At 67.8% G+C, this 15,545-nt stretch carries 17 protein-coding genes; 6 read left to right on the top strand and 11 right to left on the bottom strand.

What is annotated here, in order from left to right:
• Positions 1-261 precede the first annotated feature (261 nt).
• Both AC1DXT_RS07085 and AC1DXT_RS07080 read right to left on the bottom strand, forming a co-directional pair.
• Entirely contained in the window at positions 262-903 is a 642-nt protein-coding gene (locus tag AC1DXT_RS07085) for a class I SAM-dependent methyltransferase (RefSeq protein ID WP_477060620.1), read from the bottom strand.
• 650 nt (positions 904-1,553) lie between these two features.
• On the bottom strand, positions 1,554-2,030 hold the full coding sequence (locus AC1DXT_RS07080; RefSeq protein ID WP_477060619.1) for a DUF6841 family protein: 477 nt from the start codon (positions 2,028-2,030) through the stop codon (positions 1,554-1,556).
• Positions 2,031-2,185: 155 nt separating this feature from the next.
• Here AC1DXT_RS07080 and AC1DXT_RS07075 point away from each other — a divergent pair, with 155 nt between their 5' ends.
• Positions 2,186-3,007: an alpha/beta fold hydrolase gene (locus tag AC1DXT_RS07075; RefSeq protein WP_477060618.1), complete on the top strand. Its 822-nt coding sequence runs from the start codon at positions 2,186-2,188 to the stop codon at positions 3,005-3,007.
• A gap of 23 nt (positions 3,008-3,030) precedes the next feature.
• Here AC1DXT_RS07075 and AC1DXT_RS07070 read toward each other — a convergent pair whose 3' ends face one another.
• From AC1DXT_RS07070 to AC1DXT_RS07050, 5 genes are all read right to left on the bottom strand, one after another.
• The gene (locus AC1DXT_RS07070) at positions 3,031-3,546 is read right to left on the bottom strand and encodes an MmyB family transcriptional regulator (protein ID WP_477060617.1); all 516 of its coding nucleotides are present in this window, start codon (positions 3,544-3,546) and stop codon (positions 3,031-3,033) included.
• Positions 3,547-3,576: 30 nt separating this feature from the next.
• Positions 3,577-4,431, bottom strand: a complete 855-nt coding sequence (locus AC1DXT_RS07065) for a helix-turn-helix domain-containing protein (protein ID WP_477060616.1) — start codon at positions 4,429-4,431, stop codon at positions 3,577-3,579.
• 83 nt (positions 4,432-4,514) lie between these two features.
• Positions 4,515-5,372, bottom strand: coding sequence for an alpha/beta fold hydrolase (locus tag AC1DXT_RS07060; RefSeq protein WP_477060615.1), 858 nt, complete (start codon positions 5,370-5,372; stop codon positions 4,515-4,517).
• A gap of 118 nt (positions 5,373-5,490) precedes the next feature.
• Entirely contained in the window at positions 5,491-6,189 is a 699-nt protein-coding gene (locus tag AC1DXT_RS07055) for an SDR family oxidoreductase (protein ID WP_477060614.1), read from the bottom strand.
• The gene (locus tag AC1DXT_RS07050) at positions 6,186-7,409 is read right to left on the bottom strand and encodes an MFS transporter (RefSeq protein ID WP_477060613.1); all 1,224 of its coding nucleotides are present in this window, start codon (positions 7,407-7,409) and stop codon (positions 6,186-6,188) included. Before AC1DXT_RS07050 ends, AC1DXT_RS07055 begins: the two co-directional genes overlap by 4 nt.
• A gap of 84 nt (positions 7,410-7,493) precedes the next feature.
• On the opposite strand from AC1DXT_RS07050, the gene AC1DXT_RS07045 reads away from it, so the two are divergent.
• The gene (locus AC1DXT_RS07045; RefSeq protein WP_477060612.1) at positions 7,494-8,012 is read left to right on the top strand and encodes a winged helix-turn-helix transcriptional regulator; all 519 of its coding nucleotides are present in this window, start codon (positions 7,494-7,496) and stop codon (positions 8,010-8,012) included.
• A 253-nt stretch (positions 8,013-8,265) separates the two neighbouring features.
• Here the strand turns inward: AC1DXT_RS07045 and AC1DXT_RS07040 are convergent, their stop codons facing one another.
• The 3 genes from AC1DXT_RS07040 to AC1DXT_RS07030 all read right to left on the bottom strand — a co-directional run bounded on the left by AC1DXT_RS07040 (position 8,266) and on the right by AC1DXT_RS07030 (position 11,313).
• Positions 8,266-9,051, bottom strand: coding sequence for an SGNH/GDSL hydrolase family protein (locus tag AC1DXT_RS07040; RefSeq protein WP_477060611.1), 786 nt, complete (start codon positions 9,049-9,051; stop codon positions 8,266-8,268).
• A gap of 100 nt (positions 9,052-9,151) precedes the next feature.
• A complete protein-coding gene (locus AC1DXT_RS07035) occupies positions 9,152-10,213 on the bottom strand; it encodes an alpha/beta hydrolase (RefSeq protein WP_477060610.1) in 1,062 nt (353 codons plus the stop codon).
• Between the two features lie 605 nt (positions 10,214-10,818).
• Complete coding sequence (locus AC1DXT_RS07030) at positions 10,819-11,313, bottom strand: hypothetical protein (protein ID WP_477060609.1); 495 nt, start codon at positions 11,311-11,313, stop codon at positions 10,819-10,821.
• A gap of 232 nt (positions 11,314-11,545) precedes the next feature.
• Here AC1DXT_RS07030 and AC1DXT_RS07025 point away from each other — a divergent pair, with 232 nt between their 5' ends.
• Entirely contained in the window at positions 11,546-12,505 is a 960-nt protein-coding gene (locus AC1DXT_RS07025) for a hypothetical protein (protein WP_477060608.1), read from the top strand.
• A 484-nt stretch (positions 12,506-12,989) separates the two neighbouring features.
• Positions 12,990-13,589: an SRA domain-containing endonuclease gene (locus AC1DXT_RS07020; protein ID WP_477060607.1), complete on the top strand. Its 600-nt coding sequence runs from the start codon at positions 12,990-12,992 to the stop codon at positions 13,587-13,589.
• 75 nt (positions 13,590-13,664) lie between these two features.
• Here AC1DXT_RS07020 and AC1DXT_RS07015 read toward each other — a convergent pair whose 3' ends face one another.
• Positions 13,665-13,871 carry an IS3 family transposase gene (locus tag AC1DXT_RS07015; protein ID WP_477060606.1) on the bottom strand — a complete coding sequence of 69 codons (207 nt, stop codon included), beginning with the start codon at positions 13,869-13,871 and terminating at the stop codon, positions 13,665-13,667.
• 152 nt (positions 13,872-14,023) lie between these two features.
• Here AC1DXT_RS07015 and AC1DXT_RS07010 point away from each other — a divergent pair, with 152 nt between their 5' ends.
• Complete coding sequence (locus tag AC1DXT_RS07010; RefSeq protein WP_456788336.1) at positions 14,024-14,344, top strand: hypothetical protein; 321 nt, start codon at positions 14,024-14,026, stop codon at positions 14,342-14,344.
• A 226-nt stretch (positions 14,345-14,570) separates the two neighbouring features.
• Positions 14,571-15,461: a hypothetical protein gene (locus AC1DXT_RS07005; RefSeq protein ID WP_477060605.1), complete on the top strand. Its 891-nt coding sequence runs from the start codon at positions 14,571-14,573 to the stop codon at positions 15,459-15,461.
• The last annotated feature ends 84 nt before the right edge of the window (positions 15,462-15,545 follow it).

Genomic DNA, 15,545 nt, shown 5'->3' with positions numbered 1-15,545 from the left:
TGCACGCCGGCGGCGAGCCGCCTGAACACCTGCCGGCTCTCGTCGTGGGGCGTCGCGTGCCGCGCCGGTCTGTCAGCGCGACGCGAACTGCACGATCGGCGTACACGCAACAGACCATCTTGGCCGACTCCGCGAGGGCTCGAAGAGCGGGGCCGGTTGCGGCGCGGTCTCTCACTGTGCGCTACCTCCAAGCGCGACTCCGGCAATCACTCGACCACTGCGCTCGCCCCAAGACCAGACCGGATATCTGGGCACGCCTGGTCATCGTTCGAACCCGACGACATCCCAGACCAGACCAGGATGACGGTAGCGAGGGGTCAGCCCCTGAGCTGTCAGGACGCCCTCCATGCCCGTGGGCGAATGCACGAAGGCGCGGAAGTCGTTGCGCCTCAGTCGTCGCAACTCGTTCTCACACCACAGCGCCACACGAGTCATCCCGTTGCGCGGTGGGTGGGAGAAGACCAGCAGCCGCCGGGCATGGCTACCTGCAGCCGCGAGCAGCCGTTCGTAATCCGGGTAGCAGCACACGACGCGGTGCAGCACGACCACGTCGGCCGGCTCGACGTCGTCCGGAGCCGTCGCGATGTCGAGGAACCGGCGCCTCACTTGTCCGGTCAATCCGGAATCTTCGAGCAGAAGTCGAGCCTCGTCTTCGTAGTTGGTCGAGATCTCTAGGTTCGTCGCCAAGGCCGCTCCGCCGCGTAGGAGCTCGATCTGGATCTGGCCTACGCCCCCGCCGATCTCCAGGACCGTGGCGCCCTCGATGCCGCGCTCGGTGAGAAACCCGACCAGCCGCTCCTCGACGCGAGTCAGGCCGCGCTTGCGGAACCGCTGCGCCATCTGGCGCGCGAACCGGTCAGTGAACGTGGCCTGATAGTCGCCTGGACCGCAGCAATCGCCCACTTTGAGAGTATCCGGCTGTTCGGTGTGACAACGCAATCGTCAGCGGGCTGCGGTCCTGAATGCGAAGACCGCGCGGGCCGTCCTGCTGACGCGTTGCTAGCCGTGCGTGCAACACATATCGGCACGCGTGGACCCCACCGGCAGTCCCTTCACCCGATAGCTCGGGCGACGGGCTCTAGGGCCTTCGAGGGCCACGCGCCAGGACTGAGCCGGACGCAGTCTGGCATTTCCGTTGAGAGCGCCAACCCATAGCCCCACAGACCGCGCAATTGCCGGTCGGGGCACGTACAAGGTGGAGGCGGCGGGAATCGAAAGCGATTCGGCGTCTGTTGACACGAAGTTGCAGGCGTCTGACCTGCGCGTTCGCTCGATCCGGACTGACGGCTCCTACGCAATCTAGGCCGTCTCGTTGACGTAGACAACGGGCGCTCGCTCGATCCCGGGCCTCCAGACGTTCCTTTCCGAGACCGGCTGCTTCAAACGGCAACCACACCCCTCAACTGCGATGCGCCGCTTTGCGCTAATGCCCCATCTGAAGTCGATCCGTGGCGCCAGAGCGGCGCTTCCATGTCCTCAGTTGACCTAGCGACCCCCTGCGCGGGGACCGATGCCGCCTGACGATCGGTCGAAGCGCGGATCGTCATTCAGCGTCAGCCGCGCACGACCGGCCAGACCCCGTCTAGCGTGTCCGCATCCGTGCCGTGGGTCTCGAAAGCAACGACGCGGATGCCGTCGAGTCGGCGCGCCACCACGAAGTGGACGGCCACACGCTCAATCTCGGAACCGTCGCCTCGTCGACGAGACCAGAGCGAGTCGATCGCCGCGCCGTCCCGGTTGAAGACGACCGTCCGGCGGTCGAGCACGACGCTGCCGCCGTAGCCCTCGGCATGAAGCCGATCGGTCATGGCCGCGAAGGCGCGCGCAACGTCTTGTTCGGTCTCTGCCAGCGTCGCCGGGCCTAGATCGTTCCCGACCCACAGCGGCGAGCCCCAGTACTCGGAGATGAATCGGGGGTCGTCCCCTCCGCCGACCCCGCGAATGAACGCGGGCATGTATCGGTCCTCGAACCACGAGCTGAACTCGGCGTACGCCTCATCCAGCTCCGGGCTCCTCCGTGCGTCGGTCATGATCCGGTCCCTTCGGTCGTCCTCCCATTCCAGTCGATCTCGTGCGGTCGAGGGTGTCCCCGGAAGGACCTTCTTCGGCGCGGACTGCGGTGCTTACGGTCACGCGGGGCCGCCGTCCGGGCGCCTCGCATCGCACACGACGAAAGGGAAGTCCGTTGTCCTTCTTCACGACATCAGACGGTGTAGAGCTCTACTACACCGAGCACGGCACAGGGACGCCGATCCTGCTGAGCCACGGTTGGCCCCTCAACTCGGACGCCTGGCAGCTCGAGCGCAAGCTGTTCGCCGACGCCGGATACCGCGTCATCGCGCATGACCGGCGAGGTCATGGGCGCTCGACGCCCACGTACTCCGGCAACGACATCGAGACCTACGCGAAGGATCTCGCGGAGCTCGTGGAGGCGCTGGACCTGCACGACCTGACCGTGGTCGGGCACTCGACCGGCGGCGGCGAGGTGATCAAGTACGCCGCGAAGTACGGGCAGGGCCGCGTGGTCAAGGTCGTCACTGCGGGCGGGATCCCACCGCTCATGCTGCAGACCGAGGCCAACCCCGAGGGGGCTCCGATCGAGGTGTTCGACGGCATCCGCCAGGGAACGGCGAGCGATCGAGCGCAGTACTTCTGGGAGCTCTCCGCTGCTTTCTACGGGACGAATCGTGAGGGCTCCGACATCTCGGAGGGGGTCCGTCGCGACTTCGTGCGGCAGGGGCTGGCGGGTGACCTCGCTGCTATGTACGACTGCATCAAGGCCTTCTCGGAGACCGATCAGACCGAGGACCTCGTCGCGCTGGACGTGCCCGTGCTCCTCCTGCACGGTGATGACGATCAGATCGTCCCGGTGCAGGCGGCCTCGGAGAAGGCGATCGGGCTGCTGAAGCACGGCTCCCTCAAGCTGTACCCCGGTCGGCCGCACGGCATCGCCGGCGGCTTCCAGACGGAGCTCGATCAGGACATCCTCGACTTCGTCCGCAGCTAGCCGGGGTTGGCCCGCCCGCCGGATCAGCGGGTCCCGTCGAGGAGACGGAGACGATCGGCCGTCTCCTCGTCCGACGGGCGTGCCAGCACCAGCGTCGCTCCGACGGTCCCCTCGACCGGAACACGCACGTACTCGAGACGCAACAAGCCGGCGACCTCGTGCTGCAGCGCGAGCACGCCGACCCGACGGGGCCGCTGGTCGCCGTCCCACGCGCGGGCGAAGCCCCGGCTCGTCGCGACGAGCTCACCGATCAGAGCCACGTACCGGTCGTCCTCCCGGAACCGGGCCAGCCCCTCGCGCATCAGCCCGGCGAGGTCGGCGTGTGACCCGATCGATCCGGCGCCGCGATCATTGGCGACCACGCCGATGCGGACGACATTCGCGCCGGTCGTCAGGCCGGGTTCGATCGCCCGGGCCATGGGACTGGCCGCGAGCACGTCAAGATGACGGTCGAGCAGCACGGCCGGTGGGCCCGACATGTGATCGACGAACCGACGGATCGAACCGAGCGCCCCGTGTACGTCGTCCGGGCCGGTCATCGCGCCTGCCGGCGAGCCGACACGACCCGGTCAAGCACTTGCCGAGGTGACGTGGTCGAAGTGTCGGGCGATCGAGGAGATCGCGGCCTGTGCCGCCTCGTCAGCGGGGTGGAAAGCAAGGACCGAGCAGCCGTCGATGGAGGGAACGTCGAGCGACTGGAAACGGAAAGTGAAACGGCCCAGCTCCTCGAGCGTGGAGCGAATGAGACCCTCGGCAAACGGCTGGCTGTCATGGCTGGCCCAGAGGCGCCGAAAGACGGGCTCACGGATGGACAGCCGGCCGACGATCTCTTGCAAGCGGACGTCGTCGGGATCGCATCGGAACCGCAGGTCCGCCACGACCCGCTCGGCCTTCTCGAGCCAGCCATCGGCAGTGTGGTCCTGCCGTTCGAACAGCCCAAGCACCAGGTTCGATCTCGGCGACAGCAGCCCCTCGTCCAGTACCTGCGCGATGTCGTTCGCGGCCACGATGTCGAGGTTGGAGTCGACCACAGCGACTGGGGTGAGCTGCCAGAAGTCCATGAGCGACCCCACGGCGCCATCGATGTCCGTCCTGCGGATGGGTAAGGCGCCCTGATTCTGCAGCTGGACGAGGCGCCGCATGTGCCGAAGGCCGAAGTCGCCCACCTGGAGCGCTCTGGCCAGCGCGCCGATGACCTGGTCGGAGGGTTGGCGGTCACGTCCCTGCTCGAGCCGCAGGTAGTAGTCCGTGCTCACCCCCGCCAGGTCGGCGACCTCCTGGCGACGGAGACCGCCGACGCGTCGGCCGCCGTAACGGAGGAGTCCTACGTCCTCAGGCTGGAGCACGCCGCGGCGTGCGCGCAGGTAGTCGCCGAGCAGCGAGCTCGTCCGCCTCGGACCGCGGGTGCCCTGCATGGTGGTCATCTCACCCTCCGATCTGCATCGCCGCTGAGGCTGACGCGCAGCACGTTGCGTGCGGGAGGTGACTCCGCACGCCACGCAGCTCGTCAGTCGGTCAAGAACGCGATCGTCTCTGCGGCGGCCTCGTCGGCGTACTGGAAGATCGATCCGTGTGAGGCGTTCGGGAAGATCCGGATGCGCGCGTTCGGGATGAGGCCAGCCATCGTGTGGCTCGCCTTGGTGGGGATCATGATGTCGTCGTCGCCCTGCAGGATGAGGGTCGGCTGCGTGATGCTGCGGAGGCGCTGGACAGCAGACCAGTCCTGAATGCCCCAGTCGAGCACCGCGGTGTACTGGGCGTTCTTCGCCTCGAGTGACGGCTGCTCGTCGCGGCCGTCCTGCCAGCCGTAGATCCGACCGAGCGAGGCCTGGCCGGCTGCCTGGCTCGTCTCGGTCGGCGCGTAGAAGACGTAGAGCACGCCTGCGGGGCCGGTCTCGTCGACCACGACGGCGTTGACGACGTCCTCGGACCAGCGCTCCATGCCGGGGGCTCCCTTCGGTCCTGTACCGGCGAGGATCAGCCGGTGCACGAGTGCCGGGCGGGACAGCGCGATCTCCTGCGCGACGAAGCCGCCGAGGGAGTATCCGAACAGGTCGATGCCGGTCAGGCCGAGAGCATCGATGAACGCGACCGCGTCCTCCGCCATCGCGCTGACCGTGTTCGGCGTCGTGCCGTCGGTGCCGCCGATGCCTGCGTTGTCGAACAGGATCACGTCGCGTTCTGCGGCGATGGCGTCGATCAGCTGCGGGTCCCAGTTGTCGACGTTCCCGCGGAAATGCTGCAGGAACACGACGGGTGTGCCGGTGGTGGTGCCCAGGCGCTTGTAGGCGTAGGTGACGCTGTTCGAGGCTGCGATGTGCTGCAGCGGGGTCGTGACGATGCTCGAGGTCGTGCCGGTGGTCATGGTGGCTTCCTTCGGTAGTTGGGGACTCAACTCGGGTTCGGCGCCAGGACTGTGTCGAAGGTGATGGAGAGGAAGGCGTCGACGGCCTCGCGTGAGCCCACCGCCTGAACGGCCCGAGCTAGGCGAGGCTGGGGTAGAGCGCCTCGAGCGGCCCTGACAACGCTCCGCGGACCTGGTGCGATGTCTCGTCCGCGAGGACCTCGTGGGCCCCCGATTCGAGACCGTCGTAGATCGCTGCGACGACGTCGGCCGGGTCGCCCTTCGGCGCGGTGACGTTCACGGTCATCGGGGTGTCGGTGTACCCGAGGTGGGCGCCGACGACCTGCGTCCCCTGACCCTGTAGCTCGAGGCGCAGGCTGTTGGTGAGGGACCAGAAGGCGGCCTTCGAGGCCGAGTAGGTCCCGCCGGTGGCCAGCCAGCTCAGGGCCGAGTGCACATCGATGATCGCGCCGCCGCCGTTGGCGGCGAGCGTCGGGGCGAGGGCCTGCACGAGCGCGACCTGCCCGAAGACGTTCGTCTCGAACAGCGCGCGCAGGTCCTGCAGGCTCACGGTCAGGACAGCGCCGGGGCCTGCGATCCCCGCGTTGTTGATCAGCACGGTGGTGTCGCCGGTGACGGCGGCGGCTGCCTCGATCGAACCGGTGTCGGTGATGTCGAGGGGCAGCGGAACGACTCGGGGATCGGTCCAGGTCTGCGGGTTCCGGGCGCTCGCGTAGACCTTCGCGGCTCCCCGGGCGAATTCCTGGTCGACGAACTCGCGGCCGAGGCCGCCGTTCGCTCCGGTGACGAGGACGACGGCGTCGTGCAGGGTGGTCATGGGGTGTTCCCTTCGAGAACCGGGTGGTGCGAAACCTTGGGGGCGGTGCCGGCCGTCGCCGACGGGTGACGGACGAGCAGGGCGGCGACGTAGCCGATCGCGAGGACGACGGGGACGCCGACCTCGAGCGCGGACTCCAGGCCGGCCCGTCGGGTCAGCTCTCCCAGGCCGAGGGCTGTGCCGGCCTGCAGCACGTAGCCGATGACGTAGGCCGCGGACAGGACCATGGCGCGATGGTCGGACGGCGCGCTCTGCGTGACCGCGCCGAGCCCGCCGGAGAACAGGAGGGCGTAGCCGGCGCCGCCGATCACGGACGAGAGCACGAACAGGGGCACGGATTGCTGCGAGCCGGCGACGATCAACGCTCCCAGTCCGATGGTCGCCAGGATCGGTCCCGCCAGGAGCGCCGTCCGCGCCGGAAGGCCGCGCGCAGCGATGGCCACGGCTCCGATCGCGACCGCCGACAGGGCGATCATCGCGCCGTCCACGAAGACGTTGCTCGAGCGGAGCAGGTCCCGGGCGATCTGGGCGCCGAGCGCGAGGTAGATCGCCCCCATGGAGTAGGCGGCGGCGACGCCGAGCGCGCCGGCCGTGAACCGCGTCCGCGCTGCGGCGGGAACCATCGGCCGCCGAGGCCTCCACGGCGGCTGGGCGGGGTCGCGTTGGTGGCGTGGCAGGAACCAGGAGAGCGCGAACGCCGCCGCCGTGGCCACGGCGAGCACCCAGAAGCTCAGGTGGAGGGCGTCGGGTGCGTACTGCACCAGGGCGCCCCCGACGAGGGCTGCGACGACCAGTCCCCCGGCGGTCGCGGCCGTGGTCGCCGACCCGGCGCGCTCCGGTCGCCGGGCGTTCTCGACCATCGCGGCGGTGGCCGGGCTCAGCGCGAAGCCGACGCCGACACCCATCAGCGCGCGCCCGACGAACGCCCAGCCGACGTCCGGGGCGAGCCCGAACGCGACCGATCCGGCCACCAGTGCCGCCAGGCCGACCAGGATCGTCGCGCGCCGCCCGATCGAGTCGGACAGGTTCCCGAAGATCACGAGCGTCGGGACGAGAGCCAACGGGTAGACGGCGAACATGGCGGAGGTCGTCGCCGTCGACAGTCCCCACGCGTCGGCGTACTGCGGGTAGACCACCGTCGGCGCGGCGCTCGCCCACAGGGCGATACCGGCGACTGCGGCCGCTGTAGCGAACGACCCACGGCGAGCGAGCTGGAACACGGGGCCACCTTCCGAGGCTGTGTTGGAGTCGCCAAGTTAGCATGCTTACTTGGTACTTCCAACCCAGAGCCCTAGACTGGGCCCATGACCGCACCTCTGACGTCTCGATGCTCGATCGCGAACAGCCTCGACGTGCTCGGGCAGAAGTGGTCGCTGCTGATCGTCCGCGAGGCGATGTGGGGCCGCACGCGCTTCTCGCAGTTCCGCGAACAGCTCGGGGTCGCTCCCGACGTGCTGACCGACCGGCTCGCGCGACTGGTCGACGCCGGCGTCCTGGAACGCAGCACCTACCGGGACGACGGCGCCCGCGAGCGGGAGGAGTACCTGCTCACGCCCGCCGGTCAGGCGCTGCGCCCGGTTCTGGCCGCGTTCACGCAGTGGGGCGACGAGTACCGCCGGACGGAGTTCGGTCCGGCGGCGACCTATGTCGAGGGTGCGACCGGGGAGCCGGTCGCGCTCGCCTTCGTGACGGCGTCGGGTCGGGTCGTCCCGACCCACGACGTCACGACCCTGCCCGGCCCGGGCGCCGCACGAGACAGCGTCTCCATCAATTCGCCCACTGGCTCACCTTGGCCGGCCCGGACGGCAACGAGTTCGACCTGATCGAGAGCACCAGGCGTCGAACGAGAACGGTGTTGGCCAGGGCTATGCCCTGGGCAGGGCAACCCCCAAGTACCGAGTCGCTTGTACGCATCGCGGATGCCGTCGCCGGCCTCGGTGCGGTGCAGCGGCGCCTCGGCGACAGTCACCGACGCATCGATGTGGATGTCCGTCCTAGTGGCTCCGTTCGTCATCGGGTGGGCTGCGAGGTCCGCTTCGATCCGGTGGTCCGAGCGATCGGTCGGACCTGTGCGGCTCAGTCGGATGGAGGTTCGGCGCGGAGGTGTTCCACGACCATCTCGGCCACCGCGTGCATGCCGGCGAGGTTCGGGTGGTATGCGGCGCCGCCGCGCAACGTCGGATGGAACCGACGCGTCCACGGGTCCGCCGACCATGCGTGGTGTTCCGCCGATGCGGTGGACACGTCGACGAACTCCGTACCCGTCGCTTGTGCCGCCGTCCGCATCACATCGGTGAGGCGCTCAGCGATGCCTCGGCCCCACTCCGCGACTGGTGCGGGCAGTACGCCCGTGTCCGTACCGCGGGGCGGTAGGAGGGTGAGGTAGCCGACCATCAGGATCCTGGCGTCCGGCGCGGTCGTGCGGAGGTCTGCCTGCAGCCCGACGAGCTCCCTCGTCAGGTCGGCGAACCGTCGGTCGGTCTCGGTCTGGCTCGTGAACTCCCGGACGCGAGACGGCCTCCGGAGGAGTTCGGCGAGCGGGGAGGGGAGGCTCGAGAGCGTCAGCGCGGGGAGATATCCGACGTCGTTGCCGCCGCCGGTGATCGTGACCAACGCGGTGTCCGGGGTGACCGCTGCTTGCTGAGCGGGCCGGCCGGCCGGCTCGCCGTGGCGCAGCTGCGCGACCGTCGCTCCGGAGAACGTGACGTCGGTGAGGTCCATCCCGAGATGCTCGGCGACGAGATGCGCATAGTTGCTCGCTGAGCGGCCCGCGGCGATAGGGCCCTTCACCCGCGGCCGCAGCCCCGGTCCGGCGCTGTAGGAGCTGCCGAGAGCGACGAAGCGTCGACCTTCGAGGCTCATCGGCCGATCACGACCAGCAGTACGTAGGCCACGGACGCGGAGAGCAGCCCGATGGCCACGAGTACAGCGACCCGGACCGCTCGACGTCCCGCTCGCGCCCTCATCGCGTCACCTGCGCGAGGAACGCGAGCGTGGCAGTGAGAGCGGAGCGCGCCTGCGGCGTGCTGAAGTCGAACTGGTACTCGTGTCCCAGACCGGTCCCCTTCGGCCAGAACAGCGTCGTGGTGGGCACAGCCCTCCCACGCAGTGCTGCAGCGAGCTCGGTCGCCTGCGTGCGGAACGGGTCTGCGTCGCCGACCGACACGAATGTCGGCGGATAGGCGGAGGTCGCCCCCATCGCGGAGGAGAGCTCGGCCGCGCGCGGGTCCTGCAGCCAGTCCCGATGACCGGTGTACGCCCAGAGGTAGGTACGAAGACCGGGGAAACCGGTCGTGCCCACGGTCTGCATGTCGTACAGCCCGCAAAACAACACGACTCCGCGCAGCCGCTCGTCAGCGACGGGGACAGCGATGCCGATGGCGCTCGCAAGCGCGGGGTCGGACTCCGCGGCGGCGGTCTCGCTCGCGATCTGCGCGCCAGCGGAATCGCCGCCGATCGTGAGCGCCAGCGGATTGCCGCCAAGGCCATCGGCGTGCGCGCGGAGGTAGTCGAGGGCAGCGGCCGCCTGCTGCACCTGCACCGGGTGCTGAGCGGTCGGCGCGAGCGTGTAGTCGAGGCTCCCGACGACGAAGCCGGATGATGCGAGGAGGATCGCGTAGTCGGCGACGGTCGCCGACGAGCTCGACACGAACCCACCGCCGTGCACCCAGAGGATCATCGGATGGCGGTCAGCGGAGCGACTCGCAGGTTCGTAGAGATCGAGGTGCGCCCCGGAGGCACCAAGGGCGACGCGGCGCATCGGCGCCACGGCTCTGCGGTCGGCGGCGAAACCGGCGGGCGGTACGACGAGCGGCTTCGCCTCGAACACCGACTTGATGATCAGTGCCCCGGGCTGCAGCGAGACCTGGTAGACGCCCGCGCCGATCAGTGCCCCGACGACGACCGCCACGAGAACGACGACCGCGCGACGGAGGCCTCGCGAGCCCCCGCGATACTCGCGGTCGAAGGCGGACCCGTAGTCCTTGCCTGGAGGAAACGTCAGATGCGTCCGCGTGTCGCTCATCCAACATCTCTCCCTCCGGCCGCACCGCTTGCGCCCGGAGTCATTCGACTCCTTGCGGCAGCGCCGTGCGTGTCCCTAGGGGGACCTCCTTCCGCGAGGCACTCGGTGCCTGCAGAGAGCCCAGCTAGCCTCGCCCCTCGGAACGAACCGGATCCGTCGACGGCGTGAACCAGCGGTGCCTCTGTTTCGCGCACTAGCGCAGGTCAGAGGCGTTGCCAAAGTGGAGGTGGCGGGAATCGAATGCGCCGGGAGCCGTCTGAAACCGTCGGTTTGGGGCTGCTACCTGCGGATTTGCTCTCGACCGTTGCGGGCGAATCTCGTCGATCCGGGCTCGTCCGTTGACAGGGTCAACGTGGCACCAGATCCCTCGGTCCCGAGGCCCGAAAACCGTCTCGCCGGGCCAAAAATGCGTGACTCGAGCTGCTGCACCAAATCCCGGAGTAGTGATCTGGTCCCGCCTACTTGAACCAGTGCATCTCGCGGCGACGAGTGCCTAGGTACCCTAGAATAAGCCAGCAAGCAGCGCCCTGATCGAGCGACGACGGCAACACTCTCCGTCCGGGCGCCGCGGCATCCGGCATGGACCATTTGTAGATGCACAGCGGCTACGGCAGAGACGTCGACCATCGCCTCGGCTCGCCGTCCGGGTCGTCACGCCAGTGCACAGTAACGGCCTTCGAGTTAAACCCGGCTGCACGGAGCAACGTCACCTTCACGCTTGCTCCCTCGTCGATCCGCGACCATGAATGATCCCCCGTGGCGTACGGCTCGACGTCGAACGCGAGGCTCACGTCAAATGCGGGCAGTGGTGAGCCGTTCGTCAGCGTGAAGGCCTGCTTTCCGCTCGACGAAACGAACCACGGCGATGCCGGCTTGATGGACGAGCCGCTCTCGGGGGCGGCATTCACCTGGACCCGCTCCAAGTCGGCCTGGCCCGCCCGCTGCTCTTCGATCTCAAGCAACCGGCGCGAGTATTCCGCCTGTGCCTCGGTCGCGACCGCCTGGCGTTGGGCAGCCGTACTCATCTCCCGGGAGTACCACGCTGCCCAAATCGAGGCGATGAGGGCCATCACCGACACAACGAACGCTGCGATCGCCATGGCCGGAGGTTACCGGTGAACACCACGCTCACCGCCGCGCTCGAGTTCGCCGCCGCTTAGCGAGCCTTGGAGCGTGGCGGACGTGCGGTTGAAGCGCTACAGCTTTTCCAGGTGCTCCAGCCGGCATCGACGTCCTCTCACCGACCGGCGAGACACAACCACCGCCTCGACCCCTCCCACCGCTTGACTGGGGTCATCGACACCACCGGCGCCGCCAGAGGATGCTGAAACGGTGAGCTTCGACGCGCCCGTTGCCGGGACCCCTGTCACCGTGAGCCCCGCGCGTCTGGAAGAGTCAGCACCGCTGGGACGCACCCAGCACGACTCGTGGGCGCGCACCCGCTTCGAGCTCCCTGCCTGCTGCGACACCAACCGGCTGCACCTACCCGCACAGCGCCCCAAGTTCGCCGTCCGAAACTACGGCACCGCCGATAACCACTGGGAACTCGGCATGAGCACCTGGCATATCCCTATCGGCGTCATGTGGTGGGAGTTCGACCACGTGCGCAGCACCCTGGCTGACCACGTCCACCATCCCGTCGACGAAGCCGAAGCGTTCACACTCCTCCACCAGCACGGCGTCCCCGCCACCTCCGACGGTGACTTCGCCGAAGCATGGGTTGGAGAACAGGTCGCACACGTCTTCGTCATCGACGATCCCTGGGCCGAACCCGCCAACCGCCCCACCATCTCCACTGGCAACGACCTACACTCCGTCGCGGACGACGCAGAGGCCGACCTCGAAGATGTCGTCGGCGCCATCGCTGGGTACGGCGAAGACGGCGATGGAAGCCTATTCACCAGAGAAGTACTCGACCTCTTCCCCGTAGCGGAGTACGCCAACCGGCTGCTCGTCCTGTCGAGCGTCAATGTCACGCCTGCGCTCCGCGGGAACGGCCTCGGCGGTTGGGGCGCCGCCCAAGCGATCGCAGCACTGGCGCCCCCCGGAACGCTCGTCGTCACTCATGCCGCTCCGCTCGGCTGGGGCGACATCATTCCTGACGTCGACTCCCGCACCGAACGCACCCCAGAAGAACGAGCACTACGGGCAGCAGAGCAGAAACGACTCGCAGCACACTGGCGCACCACCCTCGGGTTCACACCACTGCAGTCGAACCCGAACGTCCTCATCTGGCACACCGACTACGAGAACGACGCCCTACGCGCGCTCCACGCCCGCTACCCCGTCTGACTGCAAACTGCGCATAGAGCCTCATGAGCCAAGTGCGGGACATCCCGAGCACCCGATTCCCGCAGTTTCGGGGGTGCTGCCGACGACGGCTGTTGCGGCACGGTTCCGAGCAGTTAGCTCCGGGAATCCGTTCTTGGTCCGCCATTCGACGATGGTCTACGCGAGCAGTCCAGCTGTTGGGCTGCTCGCAGTGAGTGGCTCCCGTAAGAAGGTTGTGCCAGCCGCACTGTGAACCATCGCGCGCAGTCATGTACAGCCGGTAGTTCCTGTAGCTGCCAACGTCGAACGGTCTAGTGCATCGGCAGCACGCGAGCGAATGCACCTGAAGGGTGTGCCGGGCAGCGTCTTCGCACCGGCGGCGAACACACGCGGTCTAGTCAGGCCTTCGCGACCACGGGGAAAGTAGTTGACCCGCCGGAGAGAACGTGACATCGTTGACCCCGGGACAACTTATTGACCTGGAGGACACATGACAGACCAGCCCATGGCCGCGCTCGCGGCCAGCATCCATGCCGTCAAGGCCCTTGAGAGCGTCATCGCGATCCAAGTAGCCGAATGCCGTCGGGCAGGACACACCTGGAATGAGATCGCCGCCATCACCGGGGTCTCGAAGCCCACAGCCCTCAACAAGTGGAAAGACAAGACCGACATGACGAACACCACCACCACCAGCCCCCAGTGGACCCTGAGCCCCGGCGACCGGGTCCGGCGCCGGGACCTGCACCGCCACTTCGGCGGCAACATCCAGAGTGGGATCGCCCCGTGCCGGGACGGCGACCTCGTCCTCCTGTTCGCGAGCCCCAGGGGCGAGAACCACGGCTACACCGACGGCCCCAACGGCGACGGCACCTACCGCTACACCGGCGAGGGTCAGCGCGGCGACCAGACGATGACCCGCGGCAACCGGGCCATCCTGGACCACCGGGCGAACGGCAAGCAGCTGCAGCTGTTCGAGGGCGACGGCACGGGCTTCGTGACCTACGTCGGTGAGTTCGAGTACGACACCCACGGCATCGAGACCATCCCCGGCACCGGCGCGAGCGGCCAGCGCGACGGCATCATCTTCACATTGCGTCAGGTCTGACCGGCCCGCTCGGCGAAGACCTAAGAGGGTGGGTGCCATCGGCACCCACCCTTTCGCGATGCTGTCGCCCCGGGTTCAAGGGAGGCTCGCAACTGACGCTTCGACCTTCGCCGGAGCGGTGTTCTGACGGTAGTAGGTGCCTTCCAGTTCGGCGGGTCGGATCATGCCGATCTCGCCGTGCAGGCGTCGGTGGTTGAACCAGTCGATGTATTCGGCGATGGCGATCTCGAGGACGTCGAGCTCTGCCCCAGGCAGCAGAATTGCGACGAGGGTCTGATGCACGGATAGGTGACAGTGACACCTAACTGACCAGTTCTGTCACCCCGCTGCCACGAGGTTCACGACGCGCGTCGGTCTGGCCCCGCAGCCCTTTCCTGGCGGACCGCACTCGGCAGTCGCTACCTTGTAGAGGAGCCGAGACGAGGAGCTAAAGCATGGCCACGCGGTACGAGGGACGCGACGACTGCGCATTGGTCATCGATGGTGAAGAAGTCATCATCGAGCACCGAGACAACCCTCAGCCCGAAGTCCGGTTTGAGCAGTCACGCCTCAGCGCGGTCCACTTTGAGAAGGCCACCCGCTTTGTCAGCGGAATCCTCACCGTAGCGATCGACGGCAACGAGCTCATCGTTCCGACCGGCCTCAGCGTCGGCTTCGACCCGTGGACGATCGTGTTCAAGCACAAATCCAACGGCACATTCCTCGGGGCCCACCTCTGGCTCAAGCAGCTCGTAGAGCAGAACGCCGCGCGGTAGGTCGATCCCGGTGGGCTTCTCGGTCAAGCTGATGCCTGGTCTGCGAGTTGGTGTCTCGAGCCGCGGTGTTCGCACTTCGATGGGACCTCGCGTGGCCCGCGTACATATGGGCGCTGGAGGTCTCGGGGTTTCCACGGGTGCTGGCCCTGTCGGTTATTACAAGTCCCTTCGGGTCGGGGGTGGCGGCGCTCGTCGGCGAACCGGAACCTCTTCGGCCAACCAGCAGTTGGCTGCAGCCCGCGCCGCCCGCGCCTCGGACAAGGAGGCGACCGCCCACGCGCTCCATCAGCAGATCATCGCGATCTCGAACATCCACCGCGAAGGCTTCCCGCTCTCAACGCGCCCGCTCATTCCTATGCCTCCGCCAATTGACGCAGGACCGATCTTCGAGCGGCACGAGCAACTCGCCAAGGGCGCGACTCGCCCGTTCGGGCAGAAGCGCAAGGACGCACTTGCCGAGGCCCAACTAAACGCCGAGAAGGAGTTCCTCGCCGCCACCGCCACGCGGATGACGCAGCAAGAGCAAGCGCAGGGTGCGGCAGATGCAGTGTGGCGACTACTCGAGGCCTGCGACCCCGACATCACCCTCGACGTTCTCGCAGCGGCCTTCAGCAACAAYGACGCCGCCGCCGCCGCTGTGGGCATCACGGGCACTCAGGTGTCGCTCGTGGTGATCGTGCCGCCGGAAGCCGACGTGCCCGACTGGATGCCGACGACCACCCAGGCGGGCAACCTCAGTCTGAAGAGGTTGACCAAGGCCGAGCGTGCCCATCTCTACACGACCCTTGTGTGCGGACACCTGATCGTCACACTCAGGGAGGCGTTCGCTGTCGCCCCCGCACTCACGTCTGCCCAGATTGTCGCCGTACGTGCGACCCAACCAGATGTCTACGGCACCGTCCGCGCCGAAGCGATTCTGGCGGGCCATTGTGACCGGACGGCCCTTGAGGGCGTGCGGTGGCAGCGCGCCGAATCGGTTGAGGTCTTCAACGAATGCCTGACCTCGCGTTTGATCGTGCAGACCGGCGCATCAAGGGCGCTCCAGCCGATTCCGACCGCGGGCGAACCCGAGCTTGCTGCCCTGCTCGACGTGGTCAGGTTCGACCTGCGGCCCTGAATGCAGGGGACACCCGGCAATCGACCGGGAGGGGACAGCCGCACGCCGTCGTGGGGCGCTCCAAACGATCGTGGAAGGTCCAGC

This window comes from Cellulomonas sp. P1_G12_2 (assembly GCF_056405535.1).
This window is presented reverse-complemented; position numbering and strand designations above follow the sequence as displayed.